10 protein-coding genes are annotated in these 16,604 nt (G+C 66.6%); 6 read left to right on the forward strand and 4 right to left on the reverse strand.

The window, feature by feature from the left end; all coding sequences use genetic code 11:
* Window positions 1-376: 376 nt before the first annotated feature.
* On the reverse strand, window positions 377-2,587 hold the full coding sequence (locus AKJ09_RS24445; protein ID WP_146649689.1) for a copper-transporting P-type ATPase: 2,211 nt from the start codon (window positions 2,585-2,587) through the stop codon (window positions 377-379).
* Between the two features lie 222 nt (window positions 2,588-2,809).
* Between AKJ09_RS24445 and AKJ09_RS24450 the strand changes: the two genes are divergently transcribed.
* Window positions 2,810-3,550 carry a hypothetical protein gene (locus AKJ09_RS24450; protein WP_146649690.1) on the forward strand — a complete coding sequence of 247 codons (741 nt, stop codon included), beginning with the start codon at window positions 2,810-2,812 and terminating at the stop codon, window positions 3,548-3,550.
* 130 nt (window positions 3,551-3,680) lie between these two features.
* Here the strand turns inward: AKJ09_RS24450 and AKJ09_RS24455 are convergent, their stop codons facing one another.
* Window positions 3,681-4,502 carry an alpha/beta fold hydrolase gene (locus AKJ09_RS24455; protein WP_146649692.1) on the reverse strand — a complete coding sequence of 274 codons (822 nt, stop codon included), beginning with the start codon at window positions 4,500-4,502 and terminating at the stop codon, window positions 3,681-3,683.
* A gap of 246 nt (window positions 4,503-4,748) precedes the next feature.
* Complete coding sequence (locus tag AKJ09_RS24460; protein ID WP_146649694.1) at window positions 4,749-6,275, reverse strand: HD domain-containing phosphohydrolase; 1,527 nt, start codon at window positions 6,273-6,275, stop codon at window positions 4,749-4,751.
* Window positions 6,276-6,659: 384 nt separating this feature from the next.
* Here AKJ09_RS24460 and AKJ09_RS24465 point away from each other — a divergent pair, with 384 nt between their 5' ends.
* From AKJ09_RS24465 to AKJ09_RS24475, 3 genes are all read left to right on the forward strand, one after another.
* Complete coding sequence (locus AKJ09_RS24465; RefSeq protein ID WP_146649696.1) at window positions 6,660-8,027, forward strand: sigma-54-dependent transcriptional regulator; 1,368 nt, start codon at window positions 6,660-6,662, stop codon at window positions 8,025-8,027.
* A 169-nt stretch (window positions 8,028-8,196) separates the two neighbouring features.
* The gene (locus AKJ09_RS24470; protein ID WP_169927822.1) at window positions 8,197-8,721 is read left to right on the forward strand and encodes a protein kinase domain-containing protein; all 525 of its coding nucleotides are present in this window, start codon (window positions 8,197-8,199) and stop codon (window positions 8,719-8,721) included.
* Window positions 8,718-13,721: a trifunctional serine/threonine-protein kinase/ATP-binding protein/sensor histidine kinase gene (locus AKJ09_RS24475; RefSeq protein ID WP_146649700.1), complete on the forward strand. Its 5,004-nt coding sequence runs from the start codon at window positions 8,718-8,720 to the stop codon at window positions 13,719-13,721. Before AKJ09_RS24470 ends, AKJ09_RS24475 begins: the two co-directional genes overlap by 4 nt.
* A gap of 3 nt (window positions 13,722-13,724) precedes the next feature.
* Here the strand turns inward: AKJ09_RS24475 and AKJ09_RS24480 are convergent, their stop codons facing one another.
* On the reverse strand, window positions 13,725-14,537 hold the full coding sequence (locus AKJ09_RS24480; protein WP_169927823.1) for a helix-turn-helix domain-containing protein: 813 nt from the start codon (window positions 14,535-14,537) through the stop codon (window positions 13,725-13,727).
* A gap of 213 nt (window positions 14,538-14,750) precedes the next feature.
* On the opposite strand from AKJ09_RS24480, the gene AKJ09_RS24485 reads away from it, so the two are divergent.
* Together AKJ09_RS24485 and AKJ09_RS24490 are read left to right on the forward strand one after the other, a co-directional pair.
* Entirely contained in the window at window positions 14,751-15,125 is a 375-nt protein-coding gene (locus AKJ09_RS24485) for a response regulator transcription factor (protein ID WP_146649704.1), read from the forward strand.
* Between the two features lie 15 nt (window positions 15,126-15,140).
* Window positions 15,141-16,559, forward strand: coding sequence for a sigma-54-dependent transcriptional regulator (locus AKJ09_RS24490; protein WP_146649706.1), 1,419 nt, complete (start codon window positions 15,141-15,143; stop codon window positions 16,557-16,559).
* Window positions 16,560-16,604: the final 45 nt, after the last annotated feature.

The raw sequence follows: 16,604 nt of genomic DNA on the forward strand, positions 1-16,604 counted from the left end.
TTTTCCTGGGTCGCTGGCCGATCCGCCATCACCGCCGGTCGAAGCTTCGCCTGCGCACTGAATCTGGGTTGGGACAGATTCGAATGTGATGCACGTCGCGGGACACCCCGCACACTCACAGGCCGCTTGCGCGGAGGCGAAGCACTGCTCTCCCCAGAGGTAGGGGCATTGGCTAGCTTCGCGAGCGTCTGCCCGAGGCGTCGAGCCAGGGCAAGTCCGCAACGCGTCGTCGACCTGGCCGGCGCCGTCGTTCGATTGGCCGCAGGCCGCGAACGCGGCCACGAATACCGCCGCACCACCGATTCGCAAGATCTCTCTCGTTAAGCGTGAATCCATGGAGCCCCCGACGGCCGTAGCCCACTTCGTTCGTCTCACGTCATCGTAGCTGGACCCCTCGCAGTCGCAAGGCATTGCCGATGACGGACACCGAGCTCAAACTCATCGCCAACGCTGCGAGCATGGGGCTGAGGAGCACTCCTGCGAGCGGGTAGAGCGCGCCTGCCGCGATGGGCAGTCCCAACGCGTTGTAGACGAACGCGAAGAAGAGGTTCTGCTTGATGTTCTTCATCGTGGCGCGCGAGAGCGTGCGGGCACGGGCAATGCCGCGCAGGTCACCCTTCACGAGCGTCACGTGTGCGGAGTGCATCGCGACGTCCGTTCCGGTCCCCATCGCGATACCGACGTGCGCGGTCGCGAGGGCGGGGGCATCGTTGATGCCGTCTCCGGCCATCGCGACGAAGCGACCCTCGCTCTTGAGCCGTGCGACGACCTTCGCCTTCTCTCCGGGAAGCACCTCGGCGACGACCTCGTCGATGCCGAGCTTCGCAGCAACGGCCTTTGCGGTGGTCTTGCTGTCGCCCGTGAGCATGACCACGCGCACGCCCTCGTCACGGAGCGCGGTGAGGGCCGCCGGAGTGCTCTCTTTGATGGGATCTGCCACGGCGACGATGGCGGCGAAGGTTCCGTCGACGCCGACCAGCATGGCCGTCTGACCCTGACCGCGCCGCTCGTCGAGAGCCGCGGCGTTCGGCACGCCGGCGATGCCGAGCTCGCCGAAGAGCTGCGGGATGCCGATGACGATGTCTCGACCGTCGACGCGTCCGCGGATCCCCTTGCCTGACATCGACTCGAATCGCTCGGGCTTGGCGAGCGTCAGCCCGCGCTCCTTCGCGCCGAGGGCGATGGCCGCGCCAATCGGATGTTCGCTGGCTTGCTCGAGGGACGCCGCGAGCCGTAGGGCGTGGTTCTCGTCGATGCCCTGAGCCGCCCACACGCCAACCAGACGCGGCTTGCCGAGCGTGAGCGTGCCGGTCTTGTCGACGACGAGCGTGTCGATCTTGCGGAGGGTCTCGATCGCTTCCGCGTCCTTGAAGAGGATGCCGGCAGAGGCGCCGCGGCCCATGGCGACCATGATCGAGATTGGCGTCGCGAGGCCGAGCGCGCAAGGGCACGCGATGATGAGCACGGCGACTGCGTTCGTGACGGCGAGCGCGCGGGCGTCGCCACCGAAGAGCCACCACCCGATCAACGTAGCCACCGCGATGAGGATGACGACCGGGACGAACACCGCGGACACTTGATCGGCGAGCTGCTGGATGGGCGCGCGAGAACGCTGGGCGTCGGCGACCTGCTGCACGATCTGCGATAGGAGCGTGTCCTTGCCGACCTTCGTGGCCCGTGCGACGACCGAACCTTGGGCGTTGAGCGTGCCGCCGATGATGGTGTCTCCCGGCCTCTTGTCGACGGGGATCGGCTCGCCCGTGATCATCGATTCGTCGACCGCGCTCTCGCCTTCGATGACGACGGCGTCGACGGGGACCTTCTCGCCCGGGCGAATGCGCAAGCGGTCGCCCTCGGTGATGGACTCGACCGGAACCTCTTCGTCGCCGTTCTCGGTGACGACGCGCGCGGTTTTCGGCGACAAGCCCAGCAGCGCGCGCACGGCGGCTCCGGTACGGCTGCGCGCACGTAGTTCGAGAACCTGACCGAGGAGGACGAGCGCAGTGATGACCGCCGATGCCTCGAAGTAGACGCCGACCATGCCGTGCGCGTCTTTGAGCTGCGCCGGAAAGGCCCCGGGCATGAGCAACGCGGCGACGCTGTAGAGATACCCGACGCCCACGCCGAGACCGATCAGCGTGAACATGTTGAGGTTGCGCGTACGGAGCGACGACGCGAAGCGCACGAAAAACGGCCATGCGCCCCACAGCACGACGGGCGTGGCGAGCACGAACTCGATCCAGACGCGCACGTGACCGGGCAAGGCGGCGTCGAGCGCGGGGACGAGCATGTGCCCCATCGCGATCGCCAGGAGTGGCAGCGAGAGCGCGACACTCACCGCGAAGCGGCGGGTCATGTCCTTCAGCTCGTGGTCCTCGGGCACCTCTGCCGTAATCGCCTTCGGCTCCAGCGCCATTCCGCAGATCGGGCAGCTGCCCGGGCCCTTCTGCACGACCTCCGGGTGCATCGGGCACGTGTATTCGACGTCGGCTGCGCTCGGGCCATTCGAGGCCGAGGACGTCACCTTCGGGGTGGCTCGATGCGCGCCGTGCGTGTGGTGGTGGTGGTGGTGATCGTGGTTAGGCATGGCTGGCGTTGTCGGTGTGCTGCTGCTGGGCTTTGGCCGATTTCTTCGGCCTTCACTCCTGCTGACGCAGCACCCGCCTCGCTCTTACAGCCCGCGCGTTCTTTCTCGTCCCGCACGTCATCGGCGGCTTCGCCTGTAATCGACGGGCAGGTGGTGCGTCTTCGGGATTGAAGGGCGGGCACACGGCCCGCGACCCACCACGCACGTCAAGAGGACGGAACCATGTACCACAGCAGTGTTCAGACGAATCCTTCGCAGCCTCAGGCCGGTCAGCCGATGACGCTCCGTCTCACGGTTCAGGATGAATCGGGCCGAGCCGTCCCCGAGCTGGCGCACTCGCACGAGAAGCCCATGCACCTGATGATCGTCTCCACGGACCTCCATCACTTCGCGCACGTGCATCCCGTGGCGGATGGCGACGGCTTCCGCCTCGAGCACACGTTCGAGGAGGGGGGCGAGTACCTCCTCGTCGTCGACTACCAGCAGCCCGGTCGCGGCCAGATCGTGGATCGGCATCGCGTGCACGTCGAGGGCGCCGTGAAACGCCCTGCAGAGGTTTTGGCGAAGTCGCCCCTCAGGCAGCGCGTGGATGGCCTCGAGCTCGCGTTGAAGATCGAAGGCGAACTCCACGCGGGTGAAGGCGCCATGCTCCACTTCGATGCCACGGACGCGGAGACCGGCCTGCCGGTCGCGGACCTCGAACTCTACCTCGGAGCGAAGGCTCACTTCATGGTGCTGAGCGCGGACGGCGAAGACTTCGTCCATGTCCACGCTCTCGAGGATGCCCAAACCGCATCGAGGGTATCCGCACACGCCGTGTTCCCGCGCCCGGGCCTCTACAAGCTGTGGGCCCAGATGCAGCGTCGCGGTGCAGTGGTGACGGTCCCCTTCGTCCTGCGCGTCGGCACGGCGCGCCCAGGAGCCAACCACCACTCAGGCGGCCATGCGCATCACAAGCACTGAGTCGCCGCCAGGTCGGAAGAACAGCGCCTGATCACCATCCGCGCGATGGAACCGAATTGCGTTTTGGAGTGCATCGGTCCGGCGAGGTGCTGGCAGGCGCTATTCGCGATGCTCGGTGCGACGGTAGACGTCAACCCTTTGCGAAGGCCAAAAGGTCCTGGTTGAACTGGTCGAGATGCGTCGCCCAAAGTCCATGCGGCGCGCCCTCGTAAACCTTCAAGGTGCCTCGACGAAGGAGCTTCACGGCCAGCTTCGCCGAATCGTCGATCGGCACGACCTGGTCGTCGTCGCCATGAATCACCAGCATGGGGACGTCGATCTTCTTGAGGTCCTCCGTGAAGTCGGACTCGGAGAAGGCGCGGACGCAGTCGTACGCGGCCTTCACCCCGACCTGCATGCCGAGCAACCAAAACTGATCGCGAACGCCTTGCGGAACCTTCGAATTGGGGCGATTCGTTCCGTAGAACGGCGCGCTCAGGTCTTGGTAGAACTGCGAGCGGTTCGTGAGCACGTTCGAACGGATGTCGTCGAATACCGAGATAGGAAGGCCGCCCGGATTCGCTGGCGTCTTGAGCATGAGCGGAGGAATGGCTCCGACGAGGACTGCCCTCGAGACGCGCTTCGTGCCGTGGCGGGCAAGGTAGCGCACCACTTCGCCGCCGCCCGTGGAATGTCCAACAAGCATCGCGTCGCGAAGGTCGAGTGACTCCAACACCGCAGCCAAGTCATCGGCATACGTGTCCATGTCGTTTCCGTTCCAGGGCTGGGTCGAACGGCCGTGGCCCCGGCGATCATGCGCGACCGCGCGGAACCCGTTCGACGCGAGGTGGAACATCTGCTCGTCCCAAATATCCGAGCTCAGAGGCCAGCCGTGACTGAAGACGACCGGTCGTCCCTTGCCCCAGTCCTTGTAGAAGATCTGCGTGCCGTCGTTCGTGGTGATCGTTCCCATGTTCGACCTCCTTCTTGCTTCCGTGACTGTCGGGACGGTTGGCGGCCTGGTACGCGCCAGTGCGCTCGGAGAGCACGCGGCGAGCACGAGCGCCTCCGATGAGACTGCGGTGATGCGACCGGAGCGATCCCGCGTTCCGCTCCGTCACCTTTCGCCAGCCGCCGTTGCTCTGGTGATACGCACGTTCGAGCCGTCCGCATTGGACCGCGTTGTGGTCACGTCAGTTCAGCTCGACCGACGTGCGCGTCAGACGAGACCGGTTTTGAGGGCGGTCAGGACAGCGCCCGCGCGCGAGCGCACACCGAGCTTCTGGTAGATGTGGATCGTGTGATGCTGGACGGTCCGGTCCGAGATCCGGAGTGTGCGGGCGATCTCCTTGTTCGTCGCTCCTCGCGCGAGCAATCGGAGCACCTCGAGCTCGCGCGAGGTGAGATCGGACGAGGCCCGCGGTTTGGGCCGGCCGTCGGGTGATTCGGCACCGAGGAGCGCGCATACGCAGTCCGGATCCAGCCGACCCTCTTTGGCCTCCGTCTGCAGGAGCCGTCGCGCCTCGCTCAACTCGAAGGCGGCGCGGTGCGCGCGTGGCTCTCGCAACCCGACCCAGACGTCCGCGGCGGCGAGCAATCGTTCGGCCCGTGAGAGGCCGGACGCGCTCAGGTTTCGCGGATAGCCGCTTCCGTCGAGACGTTCGTGGTGAGCTCCCGCGAGTCGCGCCACGTCTTTCAACATCGGCGATGCGCTCAAGAGGCGCTCCGTCATCATCGGGTGAGTGTTCGCTGCATCGCGCTCGTGGGCCGTCCAGGTCTTCTGGAGCCAGATCCCCGTAGGGACCAGCACTTGCCCGAGATCGTGCAGCCGCGCGGCGAGGGCGAGGCGCGCGCGATCGTCGCCGGTGACGCCGACGTTTTCCGCGACCGCGTCGCACACCGAGGCGACGGCTCGCGAGTGACCGACCGTCGACGGCGTCTGAAGATCCGCAAAGTCACCGAACGCCGCTGCGAGCTTTGGCGCGGTGAGAGGCGGCGGCGCAGCGCCAAGCACGGCCTCAGCCGCCTCGAGGCGCCCCTCGGCGAGCGTCGCGAGGAGGGGCGTGAGCGACAGGGCGAGCTTCGTCAGCACTGGGTCGAGTGCACGGCCGGATTGAAGCTCGAGGGCGTCGCGAGCCATTTTCACGTCGCCGTCGAGGAAGAAGACAACGGCGACGTGAGCGACCTGGCCGATGCGACCGACGATGGAGGCCGCGTCACCCACGAGTCCGTTCGGACCTCCTGCGCCGTCCCAGCGCTCGTGGATCTCGTCGAGCGCTCGAGTCACCTCGACGCCGAATCCGAGGCCCTCGGCAAGGATGCGACCCGCATCGCAGCTCGCCGCATACCACTGGGGTCGTAGGCGCCGGGACGACGAAAGGAGGCGCGCAAGTCCCGTGACACCGCCCTTCAACGAAGTGTTCGCCCGGGTCACCGAACGGGCGAGATGGACGTCGGACATGTCGTCGCCATGAAGGATGGCGCGTCGAAGTGCGATGTCGTTGCCAAGGCGCGACCACTCGCCTGCATAGGCCGTGCACCCGAGCTGGCGCAGGAGCCCAGCATAGAACGCTGCTCTCCGCTGGACATCGGGGAGCGCGAGCTCGCACGCCAGATCCATGGCGAAGAGCCCGGTGAGAAGGCTCTTCTCGGGCGCGAGACCGTTCACGAGGTCGAGGACGGTGGCGAGCGCCGTCAAAGACTCCAGGGAGGCGGTCTCGCGGCTCGACGAGCGCGCCCCGTTCATGCGCCTCCGGGCAGTGCAGAGCGCGCGTCTAGAACGTTCTTGCTCCTGCTCGAACTGGTCGTCTCGATTCGCCACAGGAGGAACTGCGAGGCCGATGGCACGGGTAAGTTTTGACCACGATGTTCACCAACCCGCCATCGAATTCGTCCGCGAAGAAGCTCACGCTTCCCAGGGAAAAACCGAGCGATCCGCTCGCGCTCGCGGAACAAATCCATTCTAGGCATCCGCCGGCCCCTTCGGTACGAGCCGGCATAGGCCATTTGGCCGACGCGGGCACCCGCAGAACACCGTAGTGGTTGGGAGAGCTCGAGTCGCCAACGGCATCGCGATCGGACATGGTGTCCGTGAGCGGGGCTGAGAGCGGGGCCCTATCGACGGACAACGATGAATCGGAGCGAATGCGTCTGCGTCGTCGATGACGACATCTCGGTCCGCGAGGCGATTGTCGCCGCCGTGCGCGCCGAGGGTTGGGACGCCTCCGGCTTTTCGTCGGCCAAGGACTTCCTGTCCCATCCGGCCAGACAGAACGCCGCGTGCCTCGTCCTCGACGTCGACCTGCCGGATATCTCCGGACTCGCGCTCCAGAGCCAGCTTCAGGCGGCCGATGACCGCCTGCCAATCATCTTCGTCACCGGGTTCGGAGACATTCCGATGTCGGTGCGGGCGATCAAGGCCGGCGCGGTCGACTTCCTGACGAAGCCGTTCGACGCGGGGGAGCTGATCGACGCCATCCGGCGCGCCTTCGGTATCAAGGCGATGCTGGCGCAAGGCGAGGGCCAGAATGCGGAAGGCAGCAGCGCGTTCGACGGCATCATCGGCGCGAGTGCGCCGCTCCAACACGTGCTCGGCCACATCAAGCGAGTGGCGCCCACGGACACCACGGTCCTCATCCAGGGCGAGACGGGAACGGGCAAGGAACGGCTCGCGCGCGCCGTGCACGCGCTCAGCGCGCGACGCAACGGACCGTTCATCCGCGTGAACTGCGCATCGATTCCCGGCCCGCTACTCGAGAGCGAGCTCATGGGGCACGAAAAGGGAGCGTTCACCGGCGCGCTCGCGAGGCGGGTGGGACGCTTCGAGCTCGCCGATGGAGGCACGATCTTCCTCGACGAGATCGGCGAGATGGCGCTCGAGTTGCAGCCAAAGCTTCTCCGTTTGCTCCAGGAGAAGGAGTTCGAGCGCGTGGGCGGCTCACGAACGATCCGAGCCGACGTGCGCGTGGTCGCCGCCACGAACCGTGACCTCCGCAAGATGGCGGAGGAGCGCACGTTCCGCGAAGACCTCTACTATCGTCTGAGCGCGTTCCCGATCACGGTGCCGCCGCTGCGCCATCGGCGCGAAGACATCGAGGCGCTGATGCACCACTTCGCGGCCACGTGCGCGGCCAGGGTCGGTAAGCGAATCGAAGCCATTGCACCGGAGAGCGTGCACCGGATGGGGCGCTACGACTGGCCTGGGAACATCCGCGAACTGCAGAACGTGGTGGAGCGCGCCGTCATCCTCGCCCAAGGACCGACGCTCGACGTGCCGGCTCCGGGCGAACCCGCGAGCTCCATCGTCGAAGACAGTCCGCCGCTTTCCCAGGGCCTCGCGGACGTCAGCCGAGCGCACATCCTTCGCGTGCTCGACGAGACCAACTGGGTCATCGCTGGACCGAATGGAGCCGCCGCGCGGCTCGCCATGAATCGCTCGACGCTGAACTTCCGGATGAAGAAGCTCGGCATCGTCCGGCCGCCGCGAGGCGAACGCTGAAGAACGGCGTCCGGAGAATCGATATGTCTCAGACTGCCCCCATCGACATGCACCAACTCGTGGTGGACGCGCTCCGCGAGAGAGAGTTGCCGGAGGCGGAGCGAATCGTGCGTCTCGCCTTCGGCACCTTGTCGCCCTGGCGTTTACGTGATCGACGATTGGCGGTGACGTGAGCCCGAACGCCTATCAGGTGCTCCGCGAAGGCAGCCATGTCCGCTTGACTCGTCGCCCGAGCACGCCAGGCGGTGCCCCGGCGCTGACCGTGACGTTGACGGCCGAGCAGCCGACGCGCGAGAGCGTGGAGCGCCTCCAGCACGAATACGCGCTGCGCGAGTTCATCGATCGTGAATGGGCCGCACGCCCTTCGGCGCTGTCGGCAGCGGACGGGAGGCTCAGCCTCGTTCTCGAGGATCCCGGTGGCGAGGTGCTGAGCCCGGCGCGGCCTTGGGCGCTCATCCCCTTCCTGCGCGTGGCGATCGGGATCGCGAAAGCGCTCGGGGCACTTCACGGTCGAGGGCTCATCCACAAGGACATCAAGCCTGCGAACATTCTCGTCGACGCGTCTTCGGGCAACGCTTGGCTCACCGGGTTCGGCCTCGCCTCCCGCCTCCCGCGCGAACGGGGCACGATCGCGCCGCCCGAGGTGATCGCGGGAACGCTCGCGTACATGGCCCCGAGCAGACGGGGCGCATGAACCGATCTCTCGATTCGCGCGCAGACTTGTACGCCTTCGGCGTCACGCTCTACGAGCTGCTCACCGCCACCTTGCCGTTCGTCGCAGGGACCCCGCTGGAGTGGGTGCACTGCCATATCGCTCGCCAGCCGGCGCCGTTGCGCGAGCGCGCTCCCGAGGTGCCCGAGGCCGTCGCCCAGATCGTGACGAAGCTCCTCGCGAAGTCGGCCGATGATCGCTACCAGACGGCGTCGGGCGTCGAAGTCGATCTCCGACGCTGCCTCGAGGCGCTCGAGAGCACCGGGCAGATCGATACCTTCCCGCTCGCCGCCCACGATCTCCCCGAGCAGCTCGTCGTCCCCGAGCGATTGTACGGACGCGAACGCGACATCGACGCGCTCGTGTCTGCCTTCGATCGCATGGTGGAAGGCGGAATGCCGGCGTCGGTATTCGTGTCCGGCTACTCGGGGATCGGCAAGTCGTCGGTCGTCCACGAACTGCACAAGACACTGGCGGGCGCGGGCGGTCTCCTCGCGTCCGGTAAATTCGATCAGTACAAACGCGATATCCCATATGCGACGATCGCGCAGGCATTCCAAGGTGCCGTTCGCCAGCTCCTCGGCAAAGACGGAGCGGAGCTCGCATGGTGGCGCCGCGCGCTCACGGAAGCCCTGGGAGACGAAGGGCAGCTGATCGTCCAGATCATTCCCGAGCTGGCGCTGATCCTCCCCGAGCAACCGCCGATTGTCGAAGTCCCACCGCAGGAGGCGCAAACCCGCTTCCAGCGGCTGTTTCGGAAATTCCTCGGTGTCTTCGCCCGCGACGAGCACCCCCTCGCGCTCTTCCTCGACGACCTCCAATGGGTCGATGCTGCCACCCTCTATCTGCTCGAGCGCCTGCTGGCCGAGCCCGAAGCCGGACAGCGCTTCCTCGTCATCGGCGCGTATCGCGAGAACGAGGTCGACGCATCGCACCCGCTGACGCGCGCGCTCGACGGCCTCCGTAAGTCACCCCGGCCGCCTTGCGAGATCACGCTCGGCCCGCTGGAGGTCCCGGATCTGAACAGGCTCGTCGCCGACGCGCTGCGGTGCGATCTCGTCCGTTGTCGTGCGCTTGCCGAGCTCGTCCACGCGAAGACCGCCGGCAATCCCTTCTTCGCGATTCAGTTCTTCACCGCGCTCGCCGACGAAGGTCTGCTCGCGATCGATCCGCGCACCCGAGCGTGGACGTGGGACTTGGCGCTCATTCGCGCGAAGGGCTTCACCGAGAACGTTGCCGATCTGATGGCAGGCCGCCTGACGCGACTGCCCGCTCTGACCCAGGAGGTCCTCAAGCACCTCGCCTGCCTCGGCGTCACGACCGACGTGGCGACGCTCCACCTCGTCTCCGGCGTCGCCGAAGACGACCTCCACGAGGCCCTCTGGGCAGCCGTTAGCGACGGGCTCATCGTCCGCGCCGTCGACAGTTACCGTTTCATCCACGACCGCGTGCAAGAAGCGGCACACGTACTCATCCCCGAGGGGGAGCGCGCCGAGTCCCATCTCCGGCTCGGTCGAATGCTCGCGGCGCGTGCCACGGCGGAGCAGATCGCAGAGAACGTCTTCGACATCGTCAATCACCTCAATCGCGGCGCGGCCTTGATAACGTCGGCAGAAGAGCGCCGGCGTGTGGCCGAGCTGAACCTCCTTGCCGCGCGGCGAGCGCAGGGCTCCACGGCGTATGCGTCCGCCCTGATCTACCTGCGCGCGGGACGCGCCATGCTGACCGACGACGCATGGCGAACGGACTACGCGCTCTGCTTTGCGCTCGAGTTCCACAGGGCAGGATGCGAGTTCCTGACGGGCGATCTGCCGCGAGCCGCCGAGCAACTGGCGTCGCTCGCCACGCGGGCGATGGAGGAAGACGTGGCGGCAGTCACGAGGCAGCGCCTCCTCGTCCACACTGCGATGGATCGCAACGAAGACGCCGTGGTGATCGGCCTCGAGCACCTGCGTCGCGTCGGCATCGATTGGTCGGTCCACCCTTCCGACGACGAGGTCGGCCGCGAGTTCGAGCGCATGCGCCAGCTCCTCGGCGACCGAAGCATCGAATCGCTCGTCGACCTACCGCCGCTCGAAGACGCCCAGCTGCGTGCCACGATCGACGTCCTGTCGGACCTCACCGCCGCCGCGTCCTACGTCGACGAGAACCTCCTCGGTCTCGTACTCCTGCGCGTGACGAACATGAGCATGGAGCACGGGAATAGCGACGGCTCGTGCTTCGCCTACGTGTGTCTCAACATGGTGGTCGGACACCGCTTCGGAGACTACGCATCGGGCTTCCGCTTCGGAAAGCTCGCGTTCGAGCTCGTCGAGAAGCGACGGCTCGACCGGTTCATGCCGCGCGTCTCCATGTGCTTCGGTAGCATGGTGAACCCATGGACGAACCACATCCGGAGCGGCCGGGCCCTCGTCGTACAGGCGTTCGACGCGGCGAGCCGCGCGGGTGACGTCGTCTTCGCGAGCTACAGCCGCGAGATGCTCGTGACGAATCTCCTCGTCTCCGGCGAGCCGCTCGCCGAGGTCCAGCACGAAGCAGAGCGTGGCCTCGCATTCGCTCGCAAGGCGCGCATCGGCCTCGTCTCCGCGTTCCTGCGAGGCGAGCTCCAGCTCGTTCGTGCGCTCCGTGGGCTGACGGTCGATTTCGCATCGTTCGATGACGAGCTCTTCGACGAGACGAAGTTCGAGGAGGAGCTCTACGCCAATCCAGGCCTGGTCATGGCGACCTTCCGGTACTGGGTGCGCAAGGTGCAGCTGCGCTTTCTGGCCGGCGATTTGCCGTCCGCGCTCGACGCCGCCGAGAAGGCGCAGCGGCTGCTCTGGACGTCGCCGTCCTTCTTCCAGGTTGCCGAGTATCACTTCTATGCCGCGCTCGCGCACGCGCAGGGTTACGACACGGCGAGCCCCGAGGGGCGCGCGGTGCATCGTGCGGCTCTCGACACGCATCGCTCGTGGATCACCCGCTGGCGTGCGAACTGCCCGACCAATTTCGGCACGCGAGCGGCATTGGTCGATGCCGAGGTCGCTCGCATCGAGGACCGGCCGCTCGACGCCGAACGGCTCTACGAAGAAGCCATCGCGGAGGGGCGCGCGCAGGGCTTCGTGCAGAACGAAGCGCTCGCGAACGAGCTCGCCGCACGGTTCCATGCGGCCCGCAACCTTCCGACGATAGCGCGCGCGTACTTGCGCAACGCGCGTTACTGCTACCACCGCTGGGGGGCCGAGGGAAAAGTGCGGTGGCTCGACCGCGTCCACCCGCGACTTCAGACTCAGCCTTCCCGGTTCGGGGAATATCCGCTCGATCGTACCTCTCTCGAATCGACGGCGACGATCGGGGCGACGAGCGAGCAGCTCGATCTCGCCACGGTGGTGAGGTTCTCTCACGCCATCTCGCAGGAGATCGTCCTCGCTCGCTTGGTGGAGACCCTGCTCACGATCGCGCTCGAGCACGCGGGCGCCGTGCGCGGCGTTCTGCTGCTCTGCCGAAATGGGGAGCTCGAGTTCGAAGCCGAAGGGATCAGCGGCGACCGCATTCGTGTGAGGCGCCGCGCGTCGCCGTCCGATCGAGCTGAGCGCCCCGCGCTCCCCGAGTCGATCCTCGCGTACGTCGTGCGCTCGCACGAGAGTGTGATCCTCGACGACGCCGCGGTCCTGAACTCGTTCTCGTCGGACGCTTATCTCGGAGAGAAGGCGTCACGTTCGGTCTTCTGTCTGCCGCTCGTCAAACAGGCCCAGCTCATCGGCGTCCTCTACCTGGAGAACGACCTCGCGCCGGGCGTCTTCACTCCGTCACGCATCGCCGTCCTTCGGCTCGTCGCCTCGCAGGCGGCCATCTCGCTCGAGAACGCGCGCCTCTATGCCGACCTCGAACGAACCCGCTCGTACATGACGGAGGCCGAGCGTCTCGGATCGGTCGGCAGCTTCGGTTGGGAGCTCGCGTCGGGGGCGCTCTCGTGGTCCGAAGAGGTCTGCCGTATTCTCGGCTACGACCGCCATGTGTCACCGACGGTGGAGCGCGTGGCCGAGCGGATCCATCCCGAAGAGCGAGACTTGCTCCGTGCGCGCATCGAACAGCGCGTCGCCGCGCGCAACGATTTCGACGTCGCGCTACGACTTCGGATGCCCGACGGCGAGGTCAAGCACGTCGAGATCCTCGCTCACGCGACGGTCGACGGGACCGGTCAGCTCCTGTCCTACGTCGGCGCGGTCCGAGACGTGACGGCGACCAAGCTCGCGAGCGAAACGCTCGAACGGACTCAGGCGGAGCTCGCGCACGTCACTCGCGTGGCGACTCTCGGGGAGATGACCGCCTCGATTACACACGAGATCAACCAGCCGCTGGCCGGGGTTCGAATCAACGCGAGCACCTGCATCCGTTGGTTGTCGGCGCCCGTACCGAACATCGACGAGGCGCGCGAGGCGGCGAGGCGCGCCTCCAGGGACGTGACCCGCGCCAGTGACGTCGTCGCGCGCCTCCGCACGCTGTACAGGAAGAACGGCACCGATCCGAGGCCCGTCGATCTCAACGAAGCGATCGAGGAGGTCCTCCAGCTGATGCGCGCGGAGCTCCGCAAGAACGTGTGCGCCGTGCGCGCCGAGCTCGAGCCGCGATTGCCGACAGCCTTCGGCGATCGCGTACAGCTGCAGCAGGTGGTGATGAATCTCCTGCTCAACGGCGCCGAAGCGATGAATGAAGTGGCCGACCGCCCGCGCGAGCTCGTCGTTCGCACGGAGACGCATTCGACCGGCGAGGCGCTCGTCGCCGTTCGAGACGCGGGCGTCGGTATCCCCGCAGCCGCCCTCGAGCAAGTCTTCGAACCGTTCCACACGACGAAGCGCGGCGGCATGGGGATGGGGCTCTCGATCAGCCGCAAGATCGTGGAGAGCCACAGCGGCCGCCTCTGGGCGAGCCGCAACGATCGCCACGGCATGACGTTCTACTTCACGGTGGCGACGTCCGCGCCGCCTCCTGATGCGCGCTAGACGTCAGGCGGCAGCCGGAGAGGTGGTCCACTCGCTACGTGATGCACGGCACGCCCTCGCATAGGCACCCGGCGTCGTCCCCGTGAGCTCCTTGAAGCACCGCGTGAGATGGCTCTGGTCACAGAAGCCGAGCGTATAGGTCACATCGGTGCAATCGGCTCCGGCCGCGAGCAGCTTGCGCGCATGCGCCACGCGCAAATGCGTGCGAAAGCGATATGGCGGCAGGCCCATGGTCCGCTGGAACAGGCGGCAGAGATAGGAGCGCTCGACACCAGCGGCCGCGCTCAACGTCTCCAGGTCGAAGTCCTTTTCGACGTTCTCTTCGATGTAGGCACGCGCGCGTGCGACCGGGCCGAAGACGCGTCCGATACAGAGGACGTCGGTGGTCGGGGCAACGGCCGCGATGAAGGTCTGAGGCGCCGCGAGATCCAACGCGAGCACCGGCCCCACCCGAGGGGCGTGCAGGCGCGCGCGCGAAGGGCCGACGTTCTCGACCGAAGGAATCTCGAACAGCGCGCGGAACGCGCCACCGGGAGCAGCGTCGATCTTCGTGCGAGCGCCGAACGACTCGATGACGAGGACCGCCCCCGTGGGGAGGACCGCGGTGCGCTCGTCACACGTGAAGGTGACCCCCTCGGAGAGGGCCTGCACCACCATGCGGTGGGGCCACAAGAAACACCAACTCTTGGCCCCACCCCCGCGCACCTCGAGGACTTCGAGAGCTCCGCCATCGTGCTCGACGTAGGACCACCCGGCCGAAGCGAGATCGAGGTTCGAATCGGTCGTGGCGCGAGAAGTGGAGAGAAAGGTAGGCATCGTCCGTGGTCCCTTCCGTGTGGAGGGACCCAACGCACGCGCCGTTCCATCCCGTCGAAGCGACGGTTTCTGGGTAGAACCGTAACGCTTCGGATCCTGGGGATGGCAACAGTTCACCACTGACCATGGCTGGCGGTAGCCGGCGGACAGCCCATGGCCCATACCAAGGTATAATGGCCGACAACCCGGCCGAACGGCACATTGGGGACACCCATGGATCCTCTCGTGTGTGTCGTCGACGACGACGATTCGGTTCGCGAGTCGCTCATCGGCCTCCTCGGCTCGGCGGGCTTCGCGGCGGAAGCGTTCTCTTCGGCTGAGAGCTTCCTTGCAGCCGACGTCCGACAGCACGCCGCCTGCGCGATCGTCGACGTGATGATGCCGCACATGACGGGCCCTCAGCTCCAACAGGTGCTCGCCTCCGAAGGTGCTCTGCTTCCGCTCATCTTCATCACCGGGGAGCCACGCGAGGAGGTCCGCGAGGGCGTGATGCGAGCAGGAGCCGAAGCATTCTTCGCAAAGCCGTTCGACGAGGACGAACTCCTCGAGACCGTCGCCGACATCGTCAGGCGTCGCGGCGCCGAGTAGTGAGCCGGGGGTAGCATGCACGACCGTCCATCTTCGATTTGCATCGTCGACGACGATGTTTTGGCACGCGAGGCGATCGTCGGCCTCGTCCGGTCCGCTGGTCTCGAGGCCGAGGCGTTCGGCTCCGCACGCGAGTTCCTGGCGCGCCGGAGCGGGAAACCCCCGCGATGTCTCATCCTCGACGTCGACATGCCCGAGCTGAGCGGCCTTGCTCTTCAGAAGAAGCTCGCCAGCGACGAGATCGACGTGTCGATCATCTTCGTCACCGGTCATGGCAACATTCCGATGTCCGTACAGGCCATCAAGGCCGGCGCCGTGGACTTCTTCACCAAGCCTCTCGATGCCGACGCGCTTCTCGGAGCGGTCGAAACTGCGCTGGCGAAGCGTGGTTCGGCCGCGCGGCCCTCGGGCCCGGACGCGATGGTCGCTGCTTACACGGGCGCGGCCCCGTGCGACCAGGGCATCGTGGGCGCGAGCTCGGTGCTGCGCAACGTCCTTCATCACCTGGAGACCGTCGCCGTGACGGACTCCACGGTGCTTGTCCGCGGGGAGACGGGCACCGGCAAAGAGCTCGTCGCGCGCGCGATCCACGAACGGAGCAGGCGCAAGCGCGGCCCCTTCGTGAAGGTGAACTGCGCCGCCATCCCTGCGGGCCTGCTCGAGAGCGAGCTGTTCGGTCACGAGAAGGGCGCCTTCACCGGAGCGTTCTCTCGACGCGTCGGTCGTTTCGAGCAAGCCAACGGCGGCACCATCTTCCTCGACGAGATTGGCGAGATGCCGCTCGACCTCCAGCCCAAGCTGCTGCGCGTGCTTCAGGAGCGCGAGTTCGAGCGCCTCGGCAGCCACCAGACGGTGCGCAGCGATGTCCGCGTCGTGGCGGCCACGAATCGGGATCTTCGCGCGATGGCGGAGAATCGGCTCTTCCGCGAAGATCTCTACTACCGATTGAACGTCTTTCCGCTTTGCCTACCGCCGCTCCGCGAGCGAAAACAGGATATCCCGCTGCTCGCCCAGCATTTTCTCGGTCGGTTCGCGGCGCAGATGAACAAGCCGCTCCAGGCGATCTCGCCGGAGACGATGGCGAGCCTGACCGAATACCACTGGCCGGGAAACATTCGGGAGCTCCAGAACGTGATCGAGAGGGCGGTGATCCTCTCGCTCGGTTCGACGTTCGAGCTTCCCGAAGCGCTCGGCCAAGCGCCGCCTGGCGCGGCCTCGAGCGCCCCGACCTCTTCGAGCGCTTCGATGACGAGTGCTCCGCAGGGACCGTCGAGCTCGGACGAGCTCACCGAGTTCACCCGCGCGCACATCGCCCGCGTGCTCGAGTCGACCGGCTGGGTCGTTGGCGGGCCGAACGGTGCCGCTCGGCGACTCGGCATGAACCGGTCGACGCTCAATTTTCGAATGCGCAAGCTGGGTCTCGTGCGACCTTGAGCGTGCGCGTGTCGAAGAATCTTCCCCCCTGCCGGGCTGCGGCAC

The organism is Labilithrix luteola (assembly GCF_001263205.1).
In the GTDB taxonomy this organism is placed as follows: Bacteria; Myxococcota_A; Polyangia; order Polyangiales; family Polyangiaceae; genus Labilithrix; species Labilithrix luteola.

What these genes read in the sequence shown, in the direction of transcription:
- AKJ09_RS24445 (WP_146649689.1), bottom strand. Translation starts at nt 2,587, where the DNA reads ATGCCTAACCACGATCACCACCACCACCACCACACGCACGGCGCGCAT.
- AKJ09_RS24450 (WP_146649690.1), top strand. Translation starts at nt 2,810, where the DNA reads ATGTACCACAGCAGTGTTCAGACGAATCCTTCGCAGCCTCAGGCCGGT.
- AKJ09_RS24455 (WP_146649692.1), bottom strand. Translation starts at nt 4,502, where the DNA reads ATGGGAACGATCACCACGAACGACGGCACGCAGATCTTCTACAAGGAC.
- AKJ09_RS24460 (WP_146649694.1), bottom strand. Translation starts at nt 6,275, where the DNA reads ATGAACGGGGCGCGCTCGTCGAGCCGCGAGACCGCCTCCCTGGAGTCT.
- AKJ09_RS24465 (WP_146649696.1), top strand. Translation starts at nt 6,660, where the DNA reads ATGAATCGGAGCGAATGCGTCTGCGTCGTCGATGACGACATCTCGGTC.
- AKJ09_RS24475 (WP_146649700.1), top strand. Translation starts at nt 8,718, where the DNA reads ATGAACCGATCTCTCGATTCGCGCGCAGACTTGTACGCCTTCGGCGTC.
- AKJ09_RS24480 (WP_169927823.1), bottom strand. Translation starts at nt 14,537, where the DNA reads ATGCCTACCTTTCTCTCCACTTCTCGCGCCACGACCGATTCGAACCTC.
- AKJ09_RS24485 (WP_146649704.1), top strand. Translation starts at nt 14,751, where the DNA reads ATGGATCCTCTCGTGTGTGTCGTCGACGACGACGATTCGGTTCGCGAG.
- AKJ09_RS24490 (WP_146649706.1), top strand. Translation starts at nt 15,141, where the DNA reads ATGCACGACCGTCCATCTTCGATTTGCATCGTCGACGACGATGTTTTG.